Below are 26,116 nucleotides of genomic sequence, written 5' to 3'. Positions count from 1 at the left end.
ATCGGCGTCGATCGACAAGGGGAAGGGTGAATCGATGAAGACGCGTGTGGCCATGGCCCGGTCCGGCCGTCGATCCTGCCGGCCGTCGTCCCCGCAGGGGCTGTCGCGCCCGGAGACGGTCGGGACCCCCTCCCCCGTCCGCCGGCTCACCGAGGCGGCGCGGTCGCCGCGACGCACGACGCAGAGCGTTCTGCTCGCCCTCGGAGCGGTCGCCCTGACGCGGCTGCTCTCAGGCACGGCCGCCCACGCGCAAAGCTGCAATGCCAATCCCAACCCGCCCGCGCCGGCGCCCATCACCTACGATGTCCCCGCAGGCAACTACGACAACGACGGCGCGCCGTCGTTCCTGACGACGACCATCGGCGCGCCCGGCTGCACGGGGCCGGCGACGCCGGGAGGCGGCAACCCGGGCGGACAGGGTGCACCGGGCGTGCCCGGCGCCGGGATCTCCTCCACCAGCAGTTCGGTCTCGCTCATCGGGTCGTTCCCGATCACGAATCCCTTCCTCGACAAGAGCATAACCTTCCGTGTCGGCGGATTTCTCCTGTCCCAGGGTGGCATCGGCGGCATCGGCGGCGCCGGCGATCTCGCCGAGGACGACAGCGGGGGACTCGGCGGCCCCGGCGGTGTGGGCGGATCGATCAACGCCGCCTTCTCCGGCAGCATCCTGCCGAGCGCGCGATCTCCGACGAGCGATGTCGGCCTCTGGCTGCTGTCGCTCGGCGGCAGCGGCGGCGCCGGGGGCGTGCAAGGCGGGTTCAGCTCCTACCCGAAATCGGGCGGCAATGCCGGGGACGCCGCGCCCGGCGGTTCCGTCACGCTGTCCGCCGGCGGCACCGTCCAGGGGACCGCGGCCGTGCTGGTGGAATCGTACGGCGGCAATGGCGGACGAGGCGGATACGGCGACTCGCGGGCCGACCAGCTGGCTTCGTCGACGAGCGGCAACGGTGGAGCCGGCGGCAAGGGCGGCAGCGTCTCGGTCCAGTGGACGCAAGGTCGGGTCACCGCGACGCCTTCCAATCTGAACAATCCGGTCGCCATCACGGCGACGAGCAACGGCGGACAGGCCGGCAACGGCGAGAATGCCGCTCCGACAGGCTTCGACGGGCAGGGCGGCAACGGCGGCAAGGGCGGCGACGGAGGGGCCGCGACCGTCACGCTGAGCGGCGGCGCGCTCACCGTGACCAGCTCGGGCGTGGATTCGCCGGTCACCTCGGCAGGCATCGTCGTGACCGCGAACGGGGGGGTGGGCGGCAACGGCGGTGCGCCGTCGGGAATCTTCCAGGTCGCGGGGAGCGGTGGTGCCGGCGGAGCGGGCGGCGCGGCCACCGCGACGATCCTCGGGACGATCGATGTCGCTCCCCCGGACCCGTCCTTCGCCTACCCCGGACAGGGCGTGCTGGTGCAGTCCAGCGGCGGCTTCGGGGGCAGAGGCGCCGGATCGTCGGGGCGCGGTGAGGCGGGCGGCGGCGGCTTCGCCGGAGCCGGGGGCAGCGCGTCCCTGACCATCGGGAACGCGACGAATCCGGGCACCATCGCGGTGTCCGGCGGGTTCGTGGTCGGCGCCCTCGTCCAGAGCATCGGCGGCGGCGGCGGCAATGCCGGCGCGACCGCCTGGGGCGCGTGGGGCGCCGATGGGGGCGCCGGCGCGGATGGTGGCGCGGCGGCGCTCACGGCCCCGAACGCCAGGGTGACCGCCGCGGGCACCAACAGCATCGCGGCCGCGGTCCAGAGCATCGGCGGCGGCGGCGGCATCGGCGGCGACGTCACGAATTACGGCTTCGGCGCCGCCCTGGCCATCGGCGGCAACGGCGGGGCCGGCGGCAAGGGCGGCCCGGTCACCCTCACCCTCGGCTCCGGCATCTTCCAGCAGATCGGCACGGCCAGCGGGGGCGGCCTCTTCGCCCAGAGCCTGGGCGGAGCGGGCGGTGCGGCCGGCAGCGCGTCGGCCTATGCGCTCGGATTCTTCTCCCTCGCGCTCGGCGGGCGGGGCGGCCAAGCCGGCTCGGCCGACGGCGTGACGGTGTCGAACGGGGCGCTGATCGGCACGCTGGGCGACCACGCGGCGGGCATCACCGCCCAATCGGTGGGCGGCGGCGGCGGCAAGGGCGGGGCGGGCTTCGCGATCACCGGCAACGTGGTCGTCTCCTCGGCGGTCGCCCTGGGCGGTTCGGGGGGCGCCGGAGGGACCGGCGGGCCGGTCACCCTCACCAATACGGGGCAGATCATCACCTATGGTGCCGATGCGGCCGGCGTCCTGCTGCAGAGCATCGGCGGCGGCGGCGGCGCGGGCGGGGCCGCCGCCGCGCGAGCCATCAGCTTTTCCCCCGATCCTCGCGTGCCGGCGATCTCCGTGTCGGTCTCGACCGGCGGCACCGGGGGCGCCGGCAACGCGGGTGGCAGCGTCGGCCTCACCAATTCGGGCCTGATCACGACGGCCGGCGACGGCGCGATCGGCGTGATCGCCCAGTCGGTCGGCGGCGGCGGCGGGATCGGCGGCGACAGCACCGCGAGTTCCTACGCGGGCGGGGACGGCGCCTCGTCCGCCAAGATCTCGGTCTCCGTGGCGATGGGCGGCGCGGGCGGGCTCGGCGGCCTGGGCGGAAACGTCACGCTGAAGAACTCGGGACTGATCGTGAGCTTCGGACAGGACGCCTACGGCGTCTTCGCCCAGTCGGTCGGCGGGGGGGGCGGCACCGCGGGGGCGGGCGACGCGTCCTCCTCGGCGGGCAAGGCCAAGGGGAGCATCTCGGCCTCGATCGGCCTCGGCGGCACGGGCGGCCTCGGCGGCGTGGCCGGCGAGGTCATGCTGACGAATTCCGGTGCCGTCACGACCCGTGGCGACGGCTCGGACGCCGTGTTCGCGCAGAGCGTGGGCGGCGGCGGCGGCGCGGGCGGGGGCGGCGTGACGACGGCCGCGGGCGGCACGCTCAGCGCCTCGACGGCGGTCGGCGGCAAGGGCGGCGGGGGCAACGACGGCAACACCGCGACGGTGCAGAACAGCGGCATCATCATCACCCGCGGCACGGACGCGATCGGCCTGTCCGTCCAGAGCATCGGCGGCGGGGGCGGCAAGGGCGGCAAGGCCGGGGCGACCGCCGGCGGATCGACGCCGCTCGGCGGCGCCCAGAGTCTCGCCGACATCCTGGCCGGGGGGCTCGGGGTGAGCACGGTTGTGACCGATCTCGGCAACGGCCTCTTCCAGATCGGGCGCGAGGGCGAGCGGATCGAAGCCACGGCGCAGCAACTGGCGGGCATGCTGACGCAGCCCGAGATGACGGCGACCCAGATCGGCACCGCCGTGGAGCTGAACGTGGCGGTGGGGGTCGGCGGCAGCGGCGGCGCGGGAGGCAGCGGCGGCGTGGTGAGCGCGACCAACACGGGGCTGATCACGACGTTCGGCGCGCAGTCCGACGGCATCTACGCGCAGAGCGTGGGCGGCGGCGGGGGCAGCGGGGGTGGCGCCACCTCCACCACGTCCTCCGCCACCGACAAGCCGGCCCAGACCGCGATCGGCGTCGGCGGCAGCGGCGGCGCGGCGGGCCTGGGCGGCCCCGTCACGGTCGTCAACGGGCCGGGCGGCATCATCCTGACGCAGGGCGTGGCGGCCTTCGGCATCTTCGCCCAGAGCGTCGGCGGCGGCGGCGGCGAGGGCTCGGCCGCGGGCGCCATCAGCGGCTCGTTCAAGAGCCTCGCCGTCGGAGTCGGCGGCAACGGCGGCGTGGGCGGCGGCGGCGGTCCGGTCAGCGTCACCACGGGCGACGCGGGCGGGACGAGCACGATCACCACCACCGGCAAGCACGGCATCGGCATCCTGGCCCAGAGCATCGGCGGCGGCGGCGGCTTGGTGCGCACCATGACCACCGACCAGACCTTCGATCCGGCCAAGATCCTCACCAACCCGCAGGGCCGGCTCGGGGACCTGCACGGGCTGACGCTGACGCTGGGCGGGCAGAACGGGACGGCGGGCAAGGGCGGCGACGTCGCCGTGACCACGAGCGGGGCCGTCACCACCTCCGGCCTCGATGCCCACGCGGTCCTGGCGCAATCGGTGGGCGGCGGCGGCGGTCTGACGGTCGGCGGGCGCACGAACGTGTTCGCCATCACGGCGGAAGGGGGTGCCGACGGGGACGGGGGCGCCGTCACCGCCAGGCTGCAGCCGGGCACGCGGATCACCACGAGCGGCGATGGCGCCTACGGCGTCCTGGCGCAGAGTGTCGGCGGCGGCGGCGGCATCTCGGGCGACCTGTCGGCGGTCCGCTACTACCAGGCCGGGGCGGGGTCGGTCATCAAGGCCAATCCCGGCAACGGCGGCGCCGTCTCGGTGTCGGCGCAGAGCGCGATCGTTCGAACCACCGGGGCCTATGCCCCCGCCATCTTCGCGCAGAGCGTCGGCGGCGGCGGCGGCCTCGTGAACTACAACGACTTCTTCGAGAGCATCACCGATCAACAGGTGCGAGGCACCGCCGGGGGCGCCGGGAGCGGCGGTCCGGTCACCGTCTCGCTGGTGAACAGCGAGGTCTCCGGGTCCGGCATCGGCTCCACCGGCATCCTGGCCCAGAGCGCCGGCCGATCCTCGGGCCCGATCCTCATCACGATCGACGCCACCTCGCAGGTGCAGGGCGGCCTGGTCGATCCCAACGCGCCGTCGAACCAAGCCGCCACGCAGCGCGACACCGCCGCGGTCCGGCTACTCGGCGGCACCGGCAACCGGATCGAGAATGCGGGATCGATCCGCGCCAACGCTCCGCTGTCGGGCGGGTTCGCCATCCTGGCCGACACACCGATGAGCAACACCGCGGTCGTCAACACCGGGACGATCCTGGGCAACATCTCGCTCGCCGGCGAGGCCGGCAGCGTCCTCGACAACCGGCCCGGGGGCGTGGTTTCGGCGCCCGCGCTCCTCGGCCTCGGCGCGGGGCTCGTCCGCAACGCCGGCACCCTGCATGTCGGCGGGATCGGCACCATCGGCACCACCGTGCTGACGGGCGACCTCGTGCAGACGCCCGGCGGCACCCTGCGCATCGACATCGATCCCGTCGGCGGCCGCTCCGACTGGCTGCGGGTCTCCGGGCGTGCCGCCCTGGAAGGGACGGTCGTGGTGAACCCGCTCAGCCTGCGCAAGGGCACGAGCGGGCCGGTCGTGACGGCGGACGGCGGCCTGACCCTGACGCCGCTGCTGCAGGGCACCGCCGGGCCGATCTTCACCCATGCGGCGCTCGTGGCCGGCAACACCCTCTCGATCACGACCGACGCCGACTTCCGGGCCGGCGATCCGGCCAGGTCCCGCAACCAGCGCGGCGTGGCGGGCCAGCTCCAGCGGATCTGGGACAGCGGCACGCCGGGCTTCGAGCAGGGCTTCCTCAGCCTCTCCCGCGCCGCGGGCGACCGTGCCTACGCGCAGGCCCTGGACAGCCTCTCGGGCGAGGTCCAGGCCAGCGCGATCACCGCGCAGGTCCAAACCGCCTTCCTGGTGCAGGAGACCATCCTCGATCACCTCCGCTTCGGCGAAGGCGGCGTGCTCGCTCCTCGCCTGGGCCTGACCGGGACGATCGGCAGCCGCTTCGCCCCGGGGACCACGCTGCCGGCCGCCTACGCGGCGGACCTGCCGGAGGGTGCGCCGGCCTCGCCCGTCGCGCTGCGGCCCGTGGCGCCTGCTTACGCCGTCTGGGGGCAGGCCTTCGGCGGGTTCGGCGACACGGCCGCGAACGGCAACGCCGCCCGGCTCAGCCGGCAGATCGGCGGCTTCGTGCTCGGGGCCGAGACCCGCGCGGGCCTGCTCGCCGGCTGGAGCGTCGGCGTGGCGGCCGGCTACAGCTTCACCAGCTTCGACGTCACCGCGCGCCAATCCACCGGCACGGTGGAGAGCGGCTTCGGCGCCCTCTACGCCCGCGGCGCGTTCGGCGCGCTGCAGCTGCGGCTGGGCGCCGCCTACGCGGGCAACGCGCTCGACACGCGCCGTGCCGTGCTGCTCCCCGGCTCCTCCGGCTTCGCCTCGGGCAAGGCGGACGGCTCCACGGTCCAGGGATTCGGCGAGGTCGGCTACCGCTTCGCCTTCGCGCGGCAGCAGGGCTACCTCGAACCCTTCGTCGGCGGGGCGGCGATCCACATGCGGCGCGGCGGCTTCGCGGAGATGGGCGGAAGCGCGGCCCTGACGGTGTTCGGCCGTGCCTACGACGTGGAGACCGTCACGGCGGGCGTCCAGGGGCTGGCCGCGCTGTCGCAAGTCTTCGGCACGGACCGGCCGATCGTGGCCCGCGGCCTGATCGGCTACCGGCGGGCGTTCGGCGACGTCGAGCCTCGGGCGCTCCTCGCGCTCGGCGGCAGCGGACAGCCGTTCCAGACCGCCGGCGTGCCGATCGCGCGCGATGCGCTGGTGGCCAATGCGGGGATCGACGTGCAGATCGCCCCGGCGATGACGGTCGGCGTGAACTATACGGGCCAAGTCGCCGAGCGCGCGCAGGACCACGCCTTCCGGGGGGTGTTCAGCTACCGGTGGTGAGACGTGGGGCCTGCCTGGGCGCGACCCCGCCCCGGGGAGGGCCTCCCCGACGACCGGCATCCGCCGCCGCGGTGGCGGATGTCCCGCTCGCTACAGCTGCTGCCCGCTGACGATGCGGTTCGCACCCAGCGCGCTGCGCAGGCCCGCCCAGGCATTGATGATCGGATCGCGCGTGAGATAGCCGAGATAGGCGCGCTCGACCGCGTTCAGGCGCCAGGGCGTCAGGATGCTGCGAAAAAGACGCCGCGGCGAGCGCAGCTCGACCCGGCCGAGGTCGCCGAACTGGCCGTCATGCTGCATCTCGCAGCCCAGCGTCACGAAGTTCAGGCCCGCCACCATCGCCACATCCATGCGGTACCAGAACCTGGGATTGCACTCGATGAAGGCGATCCGTCCGTCCGGATCCCGGCGGGCATCGAAGCCGATCGTGCCGTCGTAGTTGAAATGCGCGACGATGGTCCGGGCATGCTCGTCGAGGGGCTCGACATGCAGGCAGACCAGCTTCGAATTGGTGCGCGAGTAGACGAAGCTGTTCAGGATGCGGCCGGCTCTGCAGATGTAGAACGCGCTGACATCCTCGCCCTTGATGTATTCCTGGCAGATGATGGGAGCGTAATCGATGTGCTCCGGAAGCTGGTGGAGCGCGTCGACGCGGCGGACACCGAAGCTGCCCCACATGTTGTCCGGTTTCAGGACCAGGGGAAACGTCAACCGGCCGGCTTCCGCCTCGCGCCTCACCTCCTCGACCGTCTCGAACACGTGGGTGGTCGGAACCGGGATGTCCAGCGCGGTGCAGGCTCTCGCGAAATTCTGCTTGCTGTTGAGGATGTCGAAGGTCTCGCAGGACGGCACGGGGTAGCAGGCGACGTCGAGGCGGTGATGGTACAGCGACAGGAAGCGCGTGGTCTCCCCGCAGCTCGGGAGCACCATGTCAATCTGGTATCGTCTGCACAGGCGGTCGATCAGCTCCAGATTGTCCGGCTGCATGTCGGAGAAGCTTCGATCCGAGCGGATGTACTTCTTGCAGAAGCGGGAATATTTCAGCTGGTCGGCTCCGTCCGCGCCGAGCACGAACACCTCATCGAAATACTCGACGGCGCAGCGAAGAACTCTGTACTGAAGGCGGAATCCCTCGGCCAGGATCATGGCGCGCTTCATGGGGCTGCTCCGCGCGGCCGTCAGGCGGCCATCGCTCTCTCCGCTCGAACGGAGGTCAAGGTCAGCGCGGCGCGGTGGGGCGGACGGGATCTGCGCATGATCCGGATGCCCGTCAGCCGTTGGTGCCGGCAGCGGCTGCGGTTCGTTGAGGCCTGCGGCGCCGACGTGCAGCATGGTAGATCTCGCGTCCGTACTTTCTGGCCTGCCGGAAGGCGTATTCTGTCGCGGCGACCCATCGGCCGGTCCATGACCCGCCGCGCCGGACGTCGATGATGAGGTCCACGACCACCCGTCGTCCGGACCAGATGTGCGCCAGCGCGGTCTCGTCGTTGCGGTTGCAGGAATCGATGAACCGCACGGTCGGATCGCGCGAGAAGGATCGCACCAGATCCTCGAGCAGGAGCGTGCCCGGCGACGAGCGTCGGTACGCCTCGTCGTAGGCCATCTTCCAGCCGAAAACGCCGCTGCCCGACCGGAGCCACACGTTCATGGCGATCGGCCGCCCATCGAGCCGCAGCGCGTCGATCCCGGCGCAGCCATCCCGGGCCAGCCCTTCGATCATCCGCTCGGCGAACATCGCGAGCGGCGCGGTCTTGAGGACGGCCCGGCCCCCCGCGCTGCTCTGCCCCTTCCAGCCGGCCGCTTCCAGCTGGAGGAATTCCCGGAAGGCCGCACCGACCTCGTCCGGGCTCCGATGGCTGACGTGAGCGAGCGCACCGCTCTCCGTCAGCTTCCTGCGCCGCCGGCGCAACTCCGAGCGGTGCTTTTGCGATTGCGACCGGTCGGCCTCCGCCAAGTGCTCGGCCGCCATGTCCAGCTTGGCGCGCGAGCGGCGCTCGATCTCGAGCGGCTGCGTGCCGCGCCGGGCGAGCGCCGCCCGCAGGGCCGGCAGAACGACGCCGTCGGCGGCGATGTCGCTCGCGCAGAGCACCTTCGGGAGGTGGGGGCTGGCCGCGATCCCGGCGAGCATCGCCGAGATCGCCTCGACCATGCAGCTGCGGTCGACGACCGGTGTGCCGAGAAAGGTGAGCGAGTTGATCGGGCAGGCGAGCACGCGCAGGGGCAGCCGCGACGAGGGCCTGTTCTGTGCGAGCAGCCAGACGCCGACCAGATCCGGCGCGCCTGCGCCGGCCCGCCGCCACGCCAGCAGGACGTGCAGCGTCATCCCGGTGGCGGCGGCCGTGGCCTCGGCGACGGCCGGTTCCATGAAGGGGTTCGGTTCGGCGCAGCGGGCGATCAGCCCGCGCCACTCCGCGGAGATCGCCCGCAGCCGCGACGCATCGGCCACCTCGCCGAACACGTCGCTCGCCGCCGAGGCCTCGTCGTTCGCCGGGGTTCCGGCAGGGATGATCCGGGCGCCATCGGTCCGCGCGCCGAACCGACGCGCGAGGCCGGGACCCGGATCCCCGCCTAGGTTGTATCGATGAGCGCCGGACATTCGGACACCTCCCCCGCTCACGTCAGCCCTCGCGGTGTCTCTGGCGGTCGGCGCCTGCCCGGCGGGCAGCGCTGCCGAAGAACGAAAGCCTATCGTTAAGATTTGCTTGCCTCTTCGTCATTCGCCCGCATTGAGATGAACTCAGCATCCAAACCTAATATTTTTTATCTTGAGAAGATGAGGAATACAAAATCCTCCTAAGGGGTAAATGAAACGCAGTAGCGTCCAAAGGGGGTATGCGGCGGGTTGCCGGGCGATGGGTTCTCGATCGGTGGAGCCCGGTTCCCGCACCGGGGCCGATCGTGGCGGGATGCCACGGCCCGTGCAGGCGGACGACGCTCCGGAACACGCTCCTTCTGGGTACGGCGACCATCCGGAATATGAGGTGCGACGACCCCGGTCTCGTTCCAGAATTCGCCGGTCATCCGCCGGCGTGGAGCCGCGCCGGCATCGGCACGGGGTGCGATCGACGTGAAGGAAGCCGCCGCCCCTCATCTCGGCCGATGCAAAGGATCAGGGTCGCCCACGCATCGGCACCGCCTCATCGCAGGCCCGACGCGATGCAGGTTGTCGACGCCGTGACCCCTGACGCTGGCTCCTGAACGGAGAGTCCTGATGAGAATCGCGTGCGTGGGTGCCGGGCCTGCCGGGTTGTACTTCGCGATCGCGATGAAGCGGCGCGATCCGAGCCACGAGATCGTCGTCCACGAGCGCAACCCGGCGGGAACGACGCATGGCTGGGGCGTCGTCTTCTGGGACGATCTGCTCGCCAGCCTCACGGCCACCGATCCGGACAGCGCGCGGACGATCGCCGATCACGCGGTCCGCTGGTCCGGTCAGGTGGTCGACGTCGAGGGGCAACCACCCCTGCATTACGAGGGGGGCGGCTACGGCATCTGCCGTCGTCGCCTGCTGGAGATCCTGACCGAGCGCGCGCTCGCACTGGGCGTGGACGTCCGCTTCGAGAGCGCGATCGACGACATCGCCGCACTCGCCGAAGCCGACCTCGTCGTCGCGGCGGACGGCGTCGCGAGCCGGTTGCGCCAGCACCGGGCGGAGCGGTTCGGGCCGCAGATCGAGGCCGGCCGCAACAAGTACATCTGGCTGGCGACGACCCGGCCGTTCCCCTCGTTCACGTTCGGCTTCGTCCGCACGCGCGCCGGCTGGATGTGGTGCCACGCCTATTCCTTCAAGGACGGCATGAGCACCTTCATCGTGGAATGCGCGCCGGAGACCTGGGCGGGGCTCGATCTCGGAGCGATGCCGGCCGATGCGGCGTTGCGCGAACTGGAAGTCCTCTTCGCCAAGCATCTAGACGGCCACCGCCTCGTCAGCCGCGAGAGCCGGAGCGATACCCTGCCCTGGTTGAGTTTCCGCACGCTGGTCAATCGGTCCTGGCACGCGGACAGGCTCGTCCTGATCGGCGACGCCGCGCATACGACGCATTTCACGATCGGTTCGGGGACGCGGCTTGCCATCGACGACGCCATCGCGCTCGCCGCGGCCGTGAACCGGCACGACAGCCTCGATCACGCGCTGGACCAGTTCGACACCGACCGGCGGCGGGCCCTCGCCGGTATCCAGCGGGACGCGCGACGGAGCGCGGAATGGTTCGAGAACCTTCCCCGCTACATCCATCACGGCACCCCGGCATTCTTCACGCTGCTGCTCGCGCGGCGCTCCCGCCTGCTGCAACGCATGCCCGCGAAGACGTACCTGTACCTCCGCGGCCTCTACCTGAGCCTCAACGGCCGCGCAGCCCCACCCCTCGCCGCGGCCGACGCACAGCTGTCCGGGAAACATCGATGGCGTGGGGAACCCCTCTCCCGTGCAGGCTTGCCGATGCACACATCGCCGAATGAGACGCGGGATCCCCTCTCCCGAGCGGGAGAGGGGTAGGGGTGAGGGTCCCGGGAGGGAGCCGCAGTGAAGCACGGAGCGTGGTGAGGGGAGCGGAACGCTTCAGTTCAGCAACCAACCTCAGTGCTGGTAGCGGCAGCGTCCCGCCTTCCTGCGGCGCCCTCCCGGGACCCTCACTCCTGCCCCTCTCCCGCTCGGGAGAGGGGTTCCCCGCGCCATCCTCGTCAAGGAATTTTCCCCGGAGAGCCAGCGGCGACGGACGGCATCCGGAATCCCTCCACAGCTGAAACCGGCGACCGCGCTGCAGCCCCTCCCCCGTCGAGGCGCCCGGCCCGCCGCATCGGCTCCCATGACGCCTCACCCCCGCTGATGCTGCCTCGCTTTTAGGCAACCCTGGCAGCGCTGCCGCAGGTGCTGCCAGCCGGCTCGCTGGCCGGATCTCTCTGGCAGAACTCTCACTGGCAGGGCTCTTGCAAACCCCGTCGCGGACCAGTCCGTACGGGGTACCAGCATGCCGATCCTCCACCGCACCCTGCCCCTCGCCGCGGCCCTGGGCCTGGGCCTGGCCGGGCCGGCCGCCGCGCAGGGCGTGCTGCGCATCGGCATGACGGCGTCGGACATTCCCCTCACCACCGGTCAGGCGGACAACGGCGGCGAGGGCATGCGCTTCACCGGCTACACGGCCTACGACGCGCTCATCAACTGGGATCTCAGCCGGTCCGACAGGGCCTCCGAACTGACGCCGGGCCTCGCGACGTCGTGGAAGGCCGACCCGAACGATACCAAGAAGTGGATCTTCACCCTGCGGGAGGGCGTCACCTTCCACGACGGCTCGCGCTTCAACGCGGACGCGGTGGTCTGGAACCTCGACAAGCTCCTCAAGAACGACGCCCCGCACTTCGATCCGCGCCAGTCGGCACAGGGCCGCATCCGCATCCCGAGCGTGGCGAGCTACCGCGCCCTCGATCCGATGACGATCGAGATCACCACCAAGACCCCGGACGCGACCCTGCCGTTCCAGATCGCCTGGATCCTGATGTCCTCGCCCGCCAATTGGGAGAAGCAGGGCCGGAGCTGGGATGCGGTCGCCAAGGCGCCCTCCGGCACCGGGCCGTGGAAGATCACCGCCTTCGTGCCGCGCGAGCGGGCGGAACTCGTGCCCAATGCGGCCTACTGGGACAAGGGCCGGGTGCCGAAGCTCGACAAGCTGGTGCTGGTGCCGCTGCCGGAGGCCAATGCCCGCGTGGCGGCCCTGCGCTCGGGGCAGGTGGACTGGATCGAGGCGCCCGCCCCCGACGCGCTGCCCTCCCTCAAATCCGCAGGGTTCAAGATCGTCACCAACCTCTACCCGCACAACTGGACCTGGCACCTGTCGCGGACCGAGACTTCGCCCTGGAACGACATCCGCATCCGCAAGGCCGCCAACCTCGCGGTGGATCGCGAGGGCTTGAAAGAATTCCTCGGCGGGCTCGCGGTGCCGGCGGAGGGCTTCATGACGCCGGGCCATCCCTGGTTCGGCACGCCGACCTTCAAGCTGGCCTACGACCCGGAGGCCGCCAAGGCGCTCCTGAAGGAGGCCGGCTACGGGCCGCAGAAGCCGGTCTCGACCAAGATCCTGATCTCGGCCTCGGGATCGGGCCAGATGCAGCCGCTGCCGATGAACGAATTCGTCCAGCAGAGCCTCGCGGAGGTCGGCATCAAGGTCGATTTCGAGGTCGTGGAATGGAACACGCTCATCAACATCTGGCGAGCCGGCGCCAAGAGCGACACGTCCCGCGGCGCCACCGGCATGAACTACTCCTACCTGATCCAAGATCCGTTCACGGCCTTCATCCGTCACGCGCAGTGCAACCTCGCGGCGCCGAACGGCACCAACTGGGGCCACTACTGCGATCCGGCGATGGACAAGCTCCTCGACGGCATCCGCAGCACCTTCGACCCGGAGGCCCAGAGGGCGGTGCTGCGGAAGGTCCACGAAAAATTCGTGGACGACGCCCTCTTCCTGATGGTGACGCACGACGTCAATCCTCGCGCGATGAGCCCGAAGGTGAAGGGCTTCGTCCAGGCACAGAGCTGGTTCCAGAACTTTTCTTCGATCACAATGGACAAGTGATCCGACGCGGCGAGGCCCCATGCTCACCTTCGTCCTCAAGCGCATCGCCTACGCGGCGCCGGTCGCCCTCGGGGTCAGCCTCGTGTGCTTCCTCCTCGTCCACCTCGCTCCGGGCGATCCCCTGAGCGCGATCCTGCCGGTAGACGCCACGGCCGAGATGCAGGCGCAGATGCGCGCCGCCTACGGCTTGGACAAGCCGCTGCCCGTCCAGTACGGACTCTGGCTCTGGAAGGTGCTGCACGGCGACCTCGGCACCTCGATCGCCACCGGCCGCCCGGTCCTCTCGGAGGTCGGGCGGGCGGTGAGCAACAGCCTGATCCTCGCCTCCGTCGCCACGCTGATCGGCTTCACCTTCGGCACCTTCTTCGGCTTCGTGGCGGGCTACGCCCGCGATTCGTGGCTGGACCGGACCGCCTCGGCCATCGCGGTGTTCGGGGTGAGCGTGCCGCATTACTGGCTCGGCATCGTGCTCGTCATCATCTTCTCGGCGACGCTGGGCTGGCTGCCGCCCACCGGCGCGGGGCCGCAGGGATCGGGCAACTGGTGGCCGGACGCCGAGCACCTGCGCTACCTCGTGCTGCCCGCCATCACCATGTCGGTGATCCCTATGGGCGTGATCTCCCGCACCGTGCGGGCGCTCGTCGGCGACATCCTGCACCAGGACTTCGTGCAGGCGCTGCGCGCCAAGGGCCTGTCCGAGTTCGGCGTGTTCAAGCACGTGGTCAAGAACGCCGCGCCGACCGCCATCGCCATCATGGGCCTGCAGCTCGGCTACCTGCTCGGCGGCTCGATCCTGATCGAGACCGTCTTCGCGTGGCCGGGCACCGGCTTCCTGCTCAACGCCGCGATCTTCCAGCGCGACCTGCCGCTCCTCCAGGGGACGATCCTCGTGCTGGCGATGTTCTTCGTGACCCTGAACCTCCTGGTCGACGTGGTGCAGACCGCCCTCGACCCCCGCATCCAGAGGGCGTGAGACGATGACGACGCCGACCTCCCTCGCCTCCGCCGACCCCGGGGCCGCCGCCGCGGTGCCGGTGGAGATCGCCGAGGCCCCGATCCGGGCCGGGCGCGGCTACTGGGGCAGCGTGCTCGCTCGCCTCGTGCGCGATCCGGTCGCCATGGCGGCGGCCTTCGTGATCCTGTGCATCATCCTGGCGGCGATCTTCGCGCCGCTGATCGCCCCGATGGACCCGTTCAAGGGCTCGATGATCCGCCGCCTCAAGCCGGTGGGCGACGCCACCTACTGGCTCGGCTCGGACGAGCTCGGCCGCGACATGCTGAGCCGCCTCCTCTACGCCGGCCGCCTGTCGCTGTTCATGGGCGTGCTGCCGGTCGTGATCGCGTTCTTCATCGGCTCCAGCCTCGGCATCCTGGCCGGCTACGCGGGCGGCTGGATCAACACGCTGATCATGCGCGTGGTCGACGTCTTCTTCGCCTTCCCGTCGGTGCTGCTCGCCATCGCGCTCTCGGGGGCGCTCGGCGCCGGCATCCTCAACTCCATCGTGTCGCTCACCGTCGTGTTCGTGCCGCAGATCACGCGCGTGGCCGAGAGCGTCACGGTGCAGATCCGCAACCGCGACTACGTGGAGGCGGCGCGCATCTCGGGGGCCAACCCCATCCGGGTGGTGCGGGTGCAGGTGCTGGGCAACGTGCTCGGCCCGGTCTTCGTCTACGCGACGAGCCTGATCTCGGTGTCGATGATCCTGGCCTCGGGCCTCTCGTTCCTCGGCCTCGGCGTGAAGCCGCCGGAGCCGGAATGGGGCCTGATGCTCAACACCCTGCGCACCGCGATCTACGTCAACCCGCTGGTCGCGGCGCTGCCCGGGGTGATGATCTTCCTCACCTCGATCTCCTTCAACCTGCTCTCGGACGGGCTGCGCTCGGCCATGGAGGTGCGCCAATGAGCGAGACCCTCGACACGCGCGACCGCGGCGGCCCGGCGCAGCCCCTCCTCGCGGTCCGGGGCTTGGTGAAGCATTTCGCCTCCAAGGGCGGCCTCTTCTCCGCGGGACCGACCGTGCGGGCCGTCGACGGGGTCGATTTCGAGGTGATGAAGGGCGAGACGCTCGGCGTCGTCGGCGAATCCGGCTGCGGCAAGTCCACCACCGCCCGCCTGCTCATGCAGATCAACCAGCCCGACCGCGGCGAGATCGTCTTCGACGGCGAGTTGCTCGGCTCGCGCGCGCTGGACCTGAAGACCTACCGGCGCCAGGTGCAGATGGTCTTCCAGGATTCCTACGCCTCGCTGAACCCGCGGCTGACCGTCGAGGAGACGGTGGCGTTCGGGCCGCAATCGCACGGGCTGTCGCGCAAGGCGGCGCTCGGGCGCGCGCACGACCTCCTGCGCCGCGTCGGCCTCGAACCGCGCCGCTTCGGCGGGCGCTACCCGCACGAGGTCTCGGGCGGGCAGCGCCAGCGCGTGAACATCGCCCGGGCGCTCGCGCTCGAACCGCGCCTGCTGATCCTCGACGAGGCCGTCTCGGCCCTGGACAAGTCCGTGGAGGCGCAGGTGCTCAACCTGCTGGCCGACCTCAAGCGCGATTTCGGCCTCACCTACATCTTCATCTCGCACGACCTCAACGTCGTGCGCTTCATGTCCGACCGGGTGATGGTGATGTATCTCGGGCAGGTGGCCGAACTCGGCCCGGCCGACGACATCCTGGCCGCGCCGCGCCACCCCTACACGGCGGCTTTGCTCGCCTCGCAGCCCTCCACCGACCCGCACGCCCGCATCAGCGAGGCGCCGCTCACCGGCGATCCGCCGAATCCGATCAACCCGCCCCCGGGTTGCCGCTTCCACACCCGCTGCCGCTTCGCCGCGCCAGTGTGCAGCGCCCGCGAGCCCGGCCTCGATCCCGTCGCGCCCGCCCACTTCGCCGCCTGCCACATGGCGGTGCCGGGCTCGGGGCACCCCGAGGCTCCCTCCCTCCCGATGGCGGCCTGAGCATGAACGCACCCCTGTTCAAGCCCGACGCGGCCACCGACGCGCTCGTCCACGTCCGCGGCCTCACGGTCGATTTCCTGAGCGGGCGCAAGCCCGTGCGCGCGGTCGGCGGCGTCGATTTCGACCTCAAGGCCGGCGACGCGCTGGCGCTGCTCGGCGAATCCGGCTCCGGCAAGAGCGTCACCCTGCGCGCGCTGATGCGGCTCCTGCCCGAAAAACGCACCCGCATCGGGGGCACGCTGCGGGTGGATGGCCAGGACGTGCTGGCGCTCGGGCGCCGCAGCCTCGCGGCCTTCCGCGGCGGCACCGTCGCGATGATCTTCCAGGATCCCGGCCTCGCCCTCGATCCGGTCTACAAGATCGGCGATCAGATCGCCGAGGCGGTCGTGCGCCACGAGGGGGCGAGCTACGCCAAGGGCCGGGCGCGGGCGCTCGAACTCTTCGAGCGGGTGCACATCCCCTCCCCGGCCCGGCGCCTCGATGCTTACCCGCACGAGATGTCGGGCGGCATGCGCCAGCGCGCCATGATCGCGCTGGCGCTCGCCTGCAAGCCGAAGCTGCTGCTCGCCGACGAGCCGACCACGGCCCTCGACGCCACGGTGCAGATCCAGATCCTGCTGCTGCTGCGCGAGCTGCAGCGCGACCTCGGCCTCGCGGTGATCTTCGTCACCCACGACGTCGGCGTCGCCGTGCAGGTCGCGGATCGCGTCGCCGTGATGTACGGGGGCCACCTCGTGGAGGTGGGATCGAGCGGCGAGGTGATCGGCACCCCGGCGCATCCCTACACGCGGGGGCTGCTCGCTTCCCGCATCACGCCGGATTCGCCGAAGGGGATCCGCCTCGCGACGATCCCCGGTGCGCCGCCCGACCTCGCCGACCCGCCCCCTGGCTGCCCCTTCGAGCCCCGCTGCAGCCTCGCCATCCCCCCGTGCCGCGACGGCCTGCCGGAGCGCATCGCGGTGGCGCCGGGCCACGCCGGGCGCTGCGTGCGGATCGGCGAAGGGCTGGGAGCGGCCCCGCCCGCTGCGGCGTGAGGCGCGGGAAGCATCGCTCTCCGGTGCGGAAGCCGAGCGCGGGAACCCCTCTCCCGCACGGGCTTGCAGATGCACACATCGCCGAATGAGACGCGGGATCTCCTCTCCCCGCGTGCGGGGAGAGGGCTGCCGACCCCTCGTCGGGTCGGCAGCGAGCCCGTGTTGGCCCGATAGGGCCAAACGCGACGGTGAGGGGGCGCTTCCTGAGGAGCCTCATTCGGCGCCGCCCCCTCACCCTCGGCTGCCGCCTTGCTCTGCCGACGACGAGGTCGGGTGGGATCTTCGATCCCCAAGCCCTCTCCCCGCACGCGGGGAGAGGAGAATGTGCACGACCCGACGTGTGAATCCGCAAGCCCGCACGGGAGAGGGGTTCCCCGCGCTTGATGATGAGCGTCAGCGGGACGGCCAGACCCAGCGGAAGGAGTGATCATCGTCCCCGTGGAAAACGGTCTCGCCGCAATCCTTGTCCAGGCGGACGATCCGCGCAGCCGCGTGGCCGGCGAGTGCCGCAACCAAGGGCTCGCTGTGCGACACGACCACGATCTGACAGCGCTCGGATGCCGTCGTCAGGAGGCTCGCGAGCGGAACGAGCAGGGACGGATGCAGGCTCGCTTCCGGCTCGTTGAGGACGAGGATGGGTGGCCGGCTCGGCGCCAGCAGGGCGGTGCACAGCAGGATGTAGCGCAAGGTCCCATCCGACAATTCGCCGGCGCGCAGCGGGCGAAGCAGGCCGCGCTGCCGCATGACGACACTGCCCTCCTCGCCCTCGACGGAGGCACCCGGAAACGCATCCTCGATCGCGCTCCGGAAGGCCGCCGCATCGCCCATCGCCAGGATGGTCTGGATCGCCGCCGCGAGGTCGGACCCGTCATTCGCCAGGGCGGGCGTGTAGGTCGGGACCTGCGGGCGCCGCGCCGGGGCGTCGAGGTCGGTGCGCAGGTGATCGTAGAACCGCCAGTGGCGCATGCGCTCGCGCATCTGGAGCAGTTCGAGCCCGTCCTCGTGGTCGGAGAAGGACGTGACCATGCTGTCGAAGGGAGGCAGGTCTTCGAACCCGGTCCGCCACTCGCCCGTCGAGGCCCGGCGCAGGCGCACCATGCGGCCGCGGCGCTCCGCGAACAGGTTGGACCGCCCGAGAACGCCCCCGCTCCACAGCGCCTCCACCTTGATCTCGGGGTCGAGCGGGAAGGCCGCGTCGGGCAGGGGCAATCCCAGGTCGATCGCGTAGCCGAGATCGTCGCCGGCGAAGCCGAGACGCAGGCCGACGGGGCCGGATCGGACGGTGCCCTGGATCGGCGTCCGGCCGGCGCGCATCTCCCGGCTGATGCGTTCGGGGCCGGCCCAGAGCGTCGACGGCATGCCGCCTTCTCGGGCGAGCGATTGGATCAGCCGGCCCTGCGCGACGTCGGCGAGCAGGCGCAGGGCCCGATAGAGGCTGGATTTGCCGCTGCCGTTCGCACCCGTGACGATCGTCAGCCGCCCGAGGGGCACGCGGATGTCGCGCAGCGACCGGTATCCGCTGATGGCGAGGTGCGAGATCACGAACCGGCTCCTTCAGACACGCACCTCTCTCGGCATCGGCACGGGACGCTTGAGGCGACGCAGGCCATCCTGCGCCGCGGAATGAGGCGCGGCCTGGGCCGCCCCGTCGCCTGCGACGGAGTCGGTCTCACCGATGAGTATGACGCAGGGTCAGGCCGCGCAACAAGGAGGCTGCTGCCGTGAAGGCGCGATCCCGCCGCCGGGCCAGTGGCGGCATTCGCGGACTGCCGGTCCGAGACTGGCCCAGGATGCCGCGTTGCACCAAGAAAGCCGGGCCGCTAACCAAGCATCCGACCCGATGCGGGCCTCGAGGGAGAGCGGGACGGTTTGAGCAAGCGATGGCCTGAGACCGGCGCGCGCGCGAAGGCGGCCTCGGCGCCGTGGAGCGAGATCGTGGTGGTCTGCGCCAAATGCGCCAAGCGCCAGGGCGTGCGGGCCAAGGCGGTCCGCGGCGACATCAAGCGCGAGCTGAAGCGCGGACAGCCGGGCCGCAAGGTCCGGGTGGTCGAGACCGGCTGCCTCGGCCTGTGCCCCAAGCGCAGCCTCACCTTCGCCACCACGGCCTCGCTCCGGGCGGGTCGCCTCATCGTGGTCGATCCGGCGACCGCCCCCGACGCGCTGGTGCAGGCGCTGGTTCCGGCACCCGCGGCCGATCCCGCATGACGCAGGCCCTCTCCGACCGGCCGCGTCCCTCGCTCGGCCGCACCCTGCTGCGGCGGGTGCCGCTGCTCGGGGCACTCGTCGGCATCGCGCTCGCCGCGTGGCTGGTGGCGATCAACGATGCCGGCGCCGTCGCGTCGGCCTTCGGGCGGGTGGGGTTCCTCGGCCTCTCGGCCGTGGTGCTGGTGCGGGTGGCGATCATCCTGCTCTGCGGCATCGCCTGGGCGCGGGTCACCGCGGGGGCGGTGGTCGGCACGGGACCCTTTCTGCTGCTGCGCTTCGTGCGCGAGGGCGTCAACGTGCTGCTGCCGGTGGCCTCGGTCGGCGGGGACGTGCTGGGCGGGCGCCTCCTCACCTTCTGGGGCGTGGCCGGCGGGGTGGCGGCGGCCGGCATCATCGTCGACATGTTCTTCCAAGTCGCCGCGCTGGCGCTGTTCTCGCTCACGGGGGTGCTGCTGCTGGGGCAGCTGGAGAGCGGGCAGGCCGCGCAGCTCGCCGCATGGTGCGCGAAGGGGCTCGTGGTGAGCGCGGTCGTGCTCGCGGGCTTCTTCGCCGTCCAGCGCTTCGGCGGCGCCGGGGTGGTGGAGCGCTGGATCGCGACGCTCGGCCGCCGCTTCCTGCGCGAGGCGTCCCCCTCCGAGGGCACGCGGCCGGGCGTGCAGGCGGCCCTCGATGCGATGTGGGACCGGCGCCGCTGGTGGCCGCTCACGGAAGGTGCGGTGCTCCACGTGGCCGCGTGGTTCCTGGGCGCGCTGGAGATCTGGATCGCCCTGCGCTGCATGGGCTTCGAGGTCACCGTCGCGGAGGCGATCGTGCTCGAATCGCTCAGTCAGGCGATCAAGTCGGCGGCCTTCCCGGTCCCGAGCGGGCTCGGCGTGCAGGAGGGCGGCTTCGTGCTCCTCGGCGGCCTGTTCGGCATCGACGCCGATGCGGCGCTCGCGCTCTCGCTGGTCAAGCGGGTGCCGGACGTGGTGCTCGGCCTGCCCTCGCTGATCGCCTGGCAGATGATCGAGGGCCGCCGCCACCTCGTGGCGCCGGACCGCGGTGCGCCATAGGCGGGGAGCCGCCGCTCAGGCCGTGACGGTGAAGCAGGCGCCGCTCTCGCTCGTCACGTCGAGGCGGGCGTTGATCTGGTCGAGCATCGCCCGGATCAGCTTCATGCCGAGGCCGGTCCCCTGGGCCTGCCCCTCCGACCATTCCGCGGGAAGGCCCCGCCCCTCATCGCAGACGGAGAGGCGCACCCGCCCCTCGCTCGCCCCCGCGATGCTGACCTCCACGCGCCCGCCCTCGGCGTCGTAGGCGTACTTGAAGGCGTTGGTGACGAGTTCGGTGGCGATCAGCGACAGGGCCACGGCCTTGCGGTAGGGCACCATCAGGCCGGCCTCGGCATCGAGGGCGAGGGTGTGGCGCTCCCCGGCCATCACCGCGAGGTCGGCGCAGAGGTGCTCGATCGTCTGGCCGAGATCGACCTCCTCGACGGTCTCCGCCTGGTACAGGCTGTCGTGGACGCGCGCGACGCTCATGACGCGCCCGATCGTCTCGGCGAAGGCCTCCTTCGCCACCGGATCCTTCACCTGGCGGCGCTGCATGTGCAGGAAGGCCGAGACGATCTGCAGAGAGTTCTTCACCCGGTGGTCGATCTCGCGGGCGAGCAGGTCCTTCTGGGCGAGGAGCCGCTCCTTCTCGTCGAGGAGCCCGGTGAGCTCGGCGATCTTGCGGCGCTGGCGCAGCACCACGCCCTCGACCGCCTGGGCGAGCGCCTCGGCCATGCCGACGTGCCACGCGGCGAAGGGCGTGGAGGCGCCGCGGCGCTCCTCGACCCAGCGCTCAAAGGAGCGCCGCGGCAGCACGGCGGCGGAGCCGGCCGCGCCGAGCACTGGCTTGCGGGGGTCGCCGCCCCAGGTGACGGTGCTCGGCACCTCGGGCCGGAACCACATCAGCAGGTGGGCGCGGTCCGGATCGACGAACACGGCGAGCACGCCGCTCGCCTGCGCGATCCACGGCCCGCTCGCCGGGTGGTCGGCGGCGAACTCGGAAGAGACGTAGCTGGTGCGCCCCGGCGGCAGCGTGGCCCGCAGGTGATCCGCGATGGCCAGCACCGCCTCGGCGGGCGGCGTGCACCCGAGCAGGCGAACGGAGCCGTCCGAGACCGTGGCGCCGCCGCCCGCCTCGAACAGGTCGAGCAGCGTCGTCGGGCCCTGCGTGAGGGCGCCCACGAAATCGTCCGAGCGGGCGAGTTCGCGCACGAGCCGGCTCTCGACGGCCATGTGCTCCTGCTGCGCGTGCCAGAGGCGGATGCTCTCCATCTCCTGCACGCGCATCGCGAAGGCGTCGGCCAGCGTGGCGGCGGCGGCCCGGGTCTCGGGGGCGACGTAATGCGGCTTGCGGTGGTGCCCGATCAGAAGGCCCCAGAGCCGGCCCTCGACCAGGATCGAGACCGACATCGACCCGTTCACGCCGAGATTGCGCTGGTACTCCAAGTGGATCGGCGAGAGGCTGCGCCCCTGCGCGTGAGAGAGGTCGATGGGGGTGTCGGTACTGCCCGGCGCCGCCGTGAGCGGCACCGGCACGTAGTCGCGGTCGATGACGAAGCGGCTCTTCGACCGGGTGTAGAGCGCCCGAGCCTGGGCCGGGATGTCGCTCGCCGGGAAGTGCAGGCCGAGCAAGGAACGGTCCCAGCTCTCGGCCTTGTCCTCGGCGATCGCCTCGCCGTTCCAGTCCGGATCGAAGCGGTAGACGAGGATGCACTCGAAGCCGGTCAGCGCGCGCGTCTCGCGGGCGGCCACCGCCGCGGCCTCCATCAGGTCGCCGGCCCCGCGCAGCCGCCCGACCGCCGCCTCGACGTCGATCGGGCTTGCCGCGGCGAAGTCCTCCGGATGGAGCGGCACGCGCTCGCACTCGACGAGGATGCGCGCGCCGGACCGGTGCGCCACCACCTCGTAGGGGACGGATCCGGGCGGGAGCGCCGCGCGGGCGCGCAGAACGCGCCCGTCCTCCACGTCCGGGCCGCAGAGCCGGGCGCGGATGGACCCGACCACGGGTTCCGGCAGCAGGGTCGCGAGCGGCTGCCCGATGGGAGGCGCGATGACGTCCGGGGCATTCGCCGAGCAGGCCACCACCGTCAGCGTGCCGGCCTCGGCCACGAGCAGGAGCCCGTGGGGCTGGATCGCCCCCGGGATGTGGATGGGCTCGCGCTCACACAGGGAGGGATCCACCGGCGTCGCCCTGACGCGCTGCCCGACCGCGCGGCGAACGGCCTCGCGGTCCCCCGGCACCGTGACCGCGCCGACGGTCCGGGTGACGATCCAGTACCGATCCGGCGCGGCTGCGCGGCGCAGGGTGATGCGCACCCGCACCGGCTGCGGGTCGAACCCGTAGACGAAGGAAAAAGACTCATCGAGCAGCCCGCGGCGCACACCTTCCCGGAACCTGCCGTAGAAACCGGGCACGCGCGTGCAGGGCGCGACCTCGCTGAAGAAGTTGCGCCCGAGTACCCGTTCCGGCGTGCGGCCGGAGAATCGGCTCTCAGCCTCGTTGTAGATCAGGATCGTCCCGCTCGCATCGATCTGAACGACACCGTCGGCGAGGCCGTCGATTTGCTCGATCGTCAGTGTATCGAGATGTCCGGTGTCCACGCGGGCCGGTGGCGGTGATGAGACGATGGTCAAGGCAAGATGACCTTACCGGATCGGCCGCGGCGAGGAAACCCGGGGGGAATCGGGGGTGGCTCCCCCCGCTCGCGCGGCGATCTCGCCGAGGGCGGTGGTCAGCGCCTCCTCCAGCGTAGGATGGTAGTAGGGACGTGCCAGCAGGTGCTGCGCCGTCCAGCCCTCCTGGATCGCCACGGCCAGCAGGTGGGCGAGGTGCTCGACGCCGGGGCCGATCATCTCGGCCCCGATCAGGCGCCCATCCACCTCCGCGTAGATCCGCGCCAGGCCGGCATTGCGCCCCATCACGCGCGCGCGGCCCTGATCGGCGAACGAGACCTCGCCGATCAGCCAGTCGCGGGCGGCTTCGGAGTCGAAGGCGCGCCCGAGGGCGGCCATCTCCGGATCGCTGAACACCAGCGCGAAGGCCGGCCAGGGCTCAACCGCCTCGACGGCAGGGAAGCGCGCGGCGTTGCGGCCGGCGATCCGCCCCTGACGGGACGCTTCGTGCAGCACCGGACGCAGGTGGCTGGCATCGCCCGCGATGAAAACCGGCGCCGTCCCGCATTGCAGGCTGCGCGGATCGACGCTCGGCCGGCCGGTTTCGGCGAGGGCGAGGCCGGCTCGCGGCAGGTCGAGATCCGAGAGGTTCGGCGGCCGTCCGGCCGCCGCCAGCACCCGGGCGAACGTGCCGCTGCCGCTCTCCTCGCCCGTCCGCCAGCACAGGCGGATGCCCTCGCCCTCCGCCGACGCGCCGGTGATCTCGGTGCGCAGGCGCAGGTCGACCTCACGGCCGATGATGGTCTCGGCGCAGGCGGCCACCGCCGGGTCGATCGCGCCGCCGATCGTCTCGGCGGGATCGAACACCGTGACCCGCACGCCGAGCCGCGTCATCGCCTGGGCGATCTCCAGGCCGACCGGTCCGGCCCCGATCACCGCCAGGGACTCGGGCAGGTCCTCGATCTCGAGCAGCGTGTCGGTGGTGAGCACCTGCCCGGCGACGGAGGCGAGGCTCGGCGGCAGACTCGGACTCGACCCGGTGGCGATCACCACGGCCTTCGCGCGGACCTCCAAGCGCCCGTCCACCACGAGCGTCGCCGGCCCGGTGAAGCGCGCCGTGCCGGCAATGCGCAGATCCTCGGGGATCCGGGACAGCCCCTCGCGGACCGAGGCGACGAAGCGGTCGCGTTCGGCCCGCAGGCGGCGCATCACCGCCCGTCCGTCGACGCCGACCCGCGGCACCTCGATCCCGAACAGGCCCGCGCCCCGAGCCTCGTGTGCCGCCCGCGCCGCCGCGATCAGGAGCTTGGAGGGCATGCAGCCGACCCGGGCGCAGGTCGTGCCGCCCGGCCCCCGCTCGATCAGCGCCACCCGGGCCCCCGCTTGAGTCGCCGCATCCCAGGCGGCGAGGCCGGCGGTCCCGGCGCCGATCACCGCGACGTCGCAGGTGATCCCGTCGCCCGTCGCCTCCGTCATGGGGTGACCGCGCGCGACCGGACCCACCCGGCGGCGGGTGTGCGCCCCGGCCCTGCGCGGTCCGGTTGCCGTGATGTCATGCGACCTGCCCCTGCAATCGCTCCCAACGGCAAACGGGGCCGTATCGTTCCCCGGCGAATCGCCTTAGGCGCCGGTCTCGGCGAGCAGGCCCTCCACGAATCGATCGAGGCCGATCTGGCGTTGGCGGCGCAGGCGCTCGGCGGTGAGGATCGCCTCCAGGGTCTTGAAGGAGCGGTCGAGGTCGTCGTTGATCAGCACGTAATCGTATTCCGCCCAGCGCTCGATCTCGGTGCGGGCGTTGCGCAGGCGCCGGTCGATGGTCTCGGCGGTGTCCTCCGCGCGCCGCTCCAGGCGGCGGCGCAGTTCCGCCATGCTGGGCGGCAGGATGAAGATCGTGACGACGTCCTCGCGCAGCTTCGCCCGGACCTGCCGCGTGCCCTGGTAGTCGATGTCGAAGATCATGTCCCGGCCGGCGGCCAGGGTCGCCTCCACCGGGCGCCGGGGCGTGCCGTAGAAATTGCCGTGCACCTCCGCCCATTCGAGCATGTCGTCGCGCTCGCGCATGCTCTCGAAGGTCTCGCGGTCGATGAAGCGGTAATGCTGTCCGTCGATCTCGGAGGGACGGCGCGTCCGCGTGGTGACCGAGACCGACAGGTCCAGCTTCCATTCCGGCTGCCGCGCCAGCGCACGGGTGAGCGTGGTCTTGCCGGCCCCGGAGGGCGAGGACAGGATCAGCACCAGACCGCGCCGCGTCACCGGCGACGTCGCTTCGAACTCAACACCCATCTGCACCCGTTCCCCGCCGCGCCGCTCGCTTCGCCCGCCGGGCGCGATCCCGCCCGCTATTCGACGTTCTGCACCTGCTCGCGGAATTGCTCAACGACCGCCTTGAGGTCGAGGCCGATGCGCGAGAGCGCGATGTCGTTGGCCTTGGCGCAGAGCGTGTTGGCCTCGCGGCCGAATTCCTGGGCCAGGAAATCGAGCCGGCGGCCGATGGCGCCGCCCGCGGCGACGAGGTCCCGGGCCGCGGCCACGTGGGCGCGCAGGCGGTCGATCTCCTCGCGCACGTCGGCCTTGGCGGCCAGCAGCACCGCCTCCTGGTGCAGGCGGTCGGGATCGAGGCCCGCGGCCTCCGAGAGCGCGGCGACCTGGGCGGCGAGACGCGCGCGGATCGCCTCGGGCCGGCGGGCCGGGCAGGCCTCCGCCGCCTCGGTCAGTGCGGCGATGCGGGTGAGCTGGTCGTCGATCAGGGCGGCGAGCGCCCGTCCCTCCTCCCGGCGCGCCGCCAGGAGCGAGTCGGCGAGGCGCCCGGCCGCGGCCGACAGCTCCGCCTGGAGCACGGCCGGATCCTCGCGGCTCTCCTCGACCTCGATGATGCCGCGCACCTGCAGCAGCCCGTCGAGCGAGGCCGGGCGCACGCCCTCGGGCAGGCGCAGGCGCGAGAGGGAGTCGAGCAGGGAGGCGAGCAGCGCCTCGTCGACCCGCAGGCGCGGCTGCGCCTCGCCGCGGGTCAGCGTGAGCGTGAGCTGGCACTGCCCGCGCGAGAGGCGCTTCTGCACCTGGGCGCGGGCCTCCTCGCCGACCGCGTCGAAGCCCGGCGGCACCCGAAGCCGCACGTCGAGGCCGCGGCCGTTGACGCTGCGGACCTCCCAGGCCCACTGCACCGCGCCGGTCGTGCCGGCCTCGCGGGCGAAGCCCGTCATGCTCGCGATGCTCATGCG

At 71.9% G+C, this 26,116-nt stretch carries 16 protein-coding genes; 9 read left to right on the top strand and 7 right to left on the bottom strand.

Annotated elements, in window-relative coordinates; all coding sequences use genetic code 11:
* The first annotated feature begins 34 nt into the window (after positions 1-34).
* A complete protein-coding gene (locus ACKUB9_RS06115) occupies positions 35-6,502 on the top strand; it encodes a hypothetical protein (RefSeq protein ID WP_407520233.1) in 6,468 nt (2,155 codons plus the stop codon).
* 90 nt (positions 6,503-6,592) lie between these two features.
* On the opposite strand, the gene ACKUB9_RS06110 is transcribed toward ACKUB9_RS06115, so the two are convergent.
* Both ACKUB9_RS06110 and ACKUB9_RS06105 read right to left on the bottom strand, forming a co-directional pair.
* A complete protein-coding gene (locus ACKUB9_RS06110) occupies positions 6,593-7,834 on the bottom strand; it encodes an ATP-grasp domain-containing protein (RefSeq protein ID WP_407520230.1) in 1,242 nt (413 codons plus the stop codon).
* Positions 7,773-9,098 (bottom strand): GNAT family N-acetyltransferase, encoded by a 1,326-nt coding sequence (locus tag ACKUB9_RS06105; RefSeq protein ID WP_407520228.1) that lies wholly within the window; start codon positions 9,096-9,098, stop codon positions 7,773-7,775. The genes ACKUB9_RS06110 and ACKUB9_RS06105 overlap by 62 nt, the downstream gene beginning before the upstream one ends.
* A gap of 615 nt (positions 9,099-9,713) precedes the next feature.
* Between ACKUB9_RS06105 and ACKUB9_RS06100 the strand changes: the two genes are divergently transcribed.
* The 6 genes from ACKUB9_RS06100 (at position 9,714) to ACKUB9_RS06075 (ending at position 17,049) form a co-directional block, all read left to right on the top strand.
* Positions 9,714-10,997: an FAD-dependent monooxygenase gene (locus tag ACKUB9_RS06100; protein WP_407520226.1), complete on the top strand. Its 1,284-nt coding sequence runs from the start codon at positions 9,714-9,716 to the stop codon at positions 10,995-10,997.
* Positions 10,998-11,469: 472 nt separating this feature from the next.
* Positions 11,470-13,071 (top strand): ABC transporter substrate-binding protein, encoded by a 1,602-nt coding sequence (locus ACKUB9_RS06095; protein ID WP_407520224.1) that lies wholly within the window; start codon positions 11,470-11,472, stop codon positions 13,069-13,071.
* A gap of 19 nt (positions 13,072-13,090) precedes the next feature.
* Entirely contained in the window at positions 13,091-14,044 is a 954-nt protein-coding gene (locus tag ACKUB9_RS06090; protein ID WP_407520222.1) for an ABC transporter permease, read from the top strand.
* A 4-nt stretch (positions 14,045-14,048) separates the two neighbouring features.
* Positions 14,049-14,975 carry an ABC transporter permease gene (locus tag ACKUB9_RS06085; RefSeq protein WP_407520220.1) on the top strand — a complete coding sequence of 309 codons (927 nt, stop codon included), beginning with the start codon at positions 14,049-14,051 and terminating at the stop codon, positions 14,973-14,975.
* Positions 14,972-16,015: an ABC transporter ATP-binding protein gene (locus tag ACKUB9_RS06080; RefSeq protein ID WP_407520218.1), complete on the top strand. Its 1,044-nt coding sequence runs from the start codon at positions 14,972-14,974 to the stop codon at positions 16,013-16,015. Before ACKUB9_RS06085 ends, ACKUB9_RS06080 begins: the two co-directional genes overlap by 4 nt.
* 2 nt (positions 16,016-16,017) lie before the next feature.
* Positions 16,018-17,049 (top strand): ABC transporter ATP-binding protein, encoded by a 1,032-nt coding sequence (locus ACKUB9_RS06075; RefSeq protein WP_407520216.1) that lies wholly within the window; start codon positions 16,018-16,020, stop codon positions 17,047-17,049.
* Between the two features lie 393 nt (positions 17,050-17,442).
* On the opposite strand, the gene ACKUB9_RS06070 is transcribed toward ACKUB9_RS06075, so the two are convergent.
* Positions 17,443-18,591, bottom strand: coding sequence for an AAA family ATPase (locus tag ACKUB9_RS06070; RefSeq protein WP_407520214.1), 1,149 nt, complete (start codon positions 18,589-18,591; stop codon positions 17,443-17,445).
* Between the two features lie 327 nt (positions 18,592-18,918).
* Here ACKUB9_RS06070 and ACKUB9_RS06065 point away from each other — a divergent pair, with 327 nt between their 5' ends.
* Both ACKUB9_RS06065 and ACKUB9_RS06060 read left to right on the top strand, forming a co-directional pair.
* Positions 18,919-19,254, top strand: coding sequence for a (2Fe-2S) ferredoxin domain-containing protein (locus ACKUB9_RS06065; RefSeq protein ID WP_407520212.1), 336 nt, complete (start codon positions 18,919-18,921; stop codon positions 19,252-19,254).
* Positions 19,251-20,306 carry a lysylphosphatidylglycerol synthase domain-containing protein gene (locus ACKUB9_RS06060; RefSeq protein ID WP_407520210.1) on the top strand — a complete coding sequence of 352 codons (1,056 nt, stop codon included), beginning with the start codon at positions 19,251-19,253 and terminating at the stop codon, positions 20,304-20,306. Before ACKUB9_RS06065 ends, ACKUB9_RS06060 begins: the two co-directional genes overlap by 4 nt.
* A gap of 15 nt (positions 20,307-20,321) precedes the next feature.
* Here ACKUB9_RS06060 and ACKUB9_RS06055 read toward each other — a convergent pair whose 3' ends face one another.
* From ACKUB9_RS06055 to ACKUB9_RS06040, 4 genes are all read right to left on the bottom strand, one after another.
* The gene (locus tag ACKUB9_RS06055; protein ID WP_407520208.1) at positions 20,322-22,919 is read right to left on the bottom strand and encodes a histidine kinase dimerization/phosphoacceptor domain -containing protein; all 2,598 of its coding nucleotides are present in this window, start codon (positions 22,917-22,919) and stop codon (positions 20,322-20,324) included.
* A 12-nt stretch (positions 22,920-22,931) separates the two neighbouring features.
* Positions 22,932-24,374, bottom strand: coding sequence for a dihydrolipoyl dehydrogenase (locus tag ACKUB9_RS06050; protein ID WP_407520206.1), 1,443 nt, complete (start codon positions 24,372-24,374; stop codon positions 22,932-22,934).
* 144 nt (positions 24,375-24,518) lie between these two features.
* Positions 24,519-25,181 (bottom strand): guanylate kinase, encoded by a 663-nt coding sequence (gmk, locus tag ACKUB9_RS06045; protein ID WP_407520204.1) that lies wholly within the window; start codon positions 25,179-25,181, stop codon positions 24,519-24,521.
* Positions 25,182-25,237: 56 nt separating this feature from the next.
* A complete protein-coding gene (locus tag ACKUB9_RS06040) occupies positions 25,238-26,113 on the bottom strand; it encodes a YicC/YloC family endoribonuclease (RefSeq protein WP_407520202.1) in 876 nt (291 codons plus the stop codon).
* Between the last annotated feature and the right edge of the window lie 3 nt (positions 26,114-26,116).

It is taken from the genome of Methylobacterium oryzisoli (assembly GCF_046557895.1).
GTDB classification, from domain to species: Bacteria; Pseudomonadota; Alphaproteobacteria; order Rhizobiales; family Beijerinckiaceae; genus Methylobacterium; species Methylobacterium oryzisoli.
This window is presented reverse-complemented; position numbering and strand designations above follow the sequence as displayed.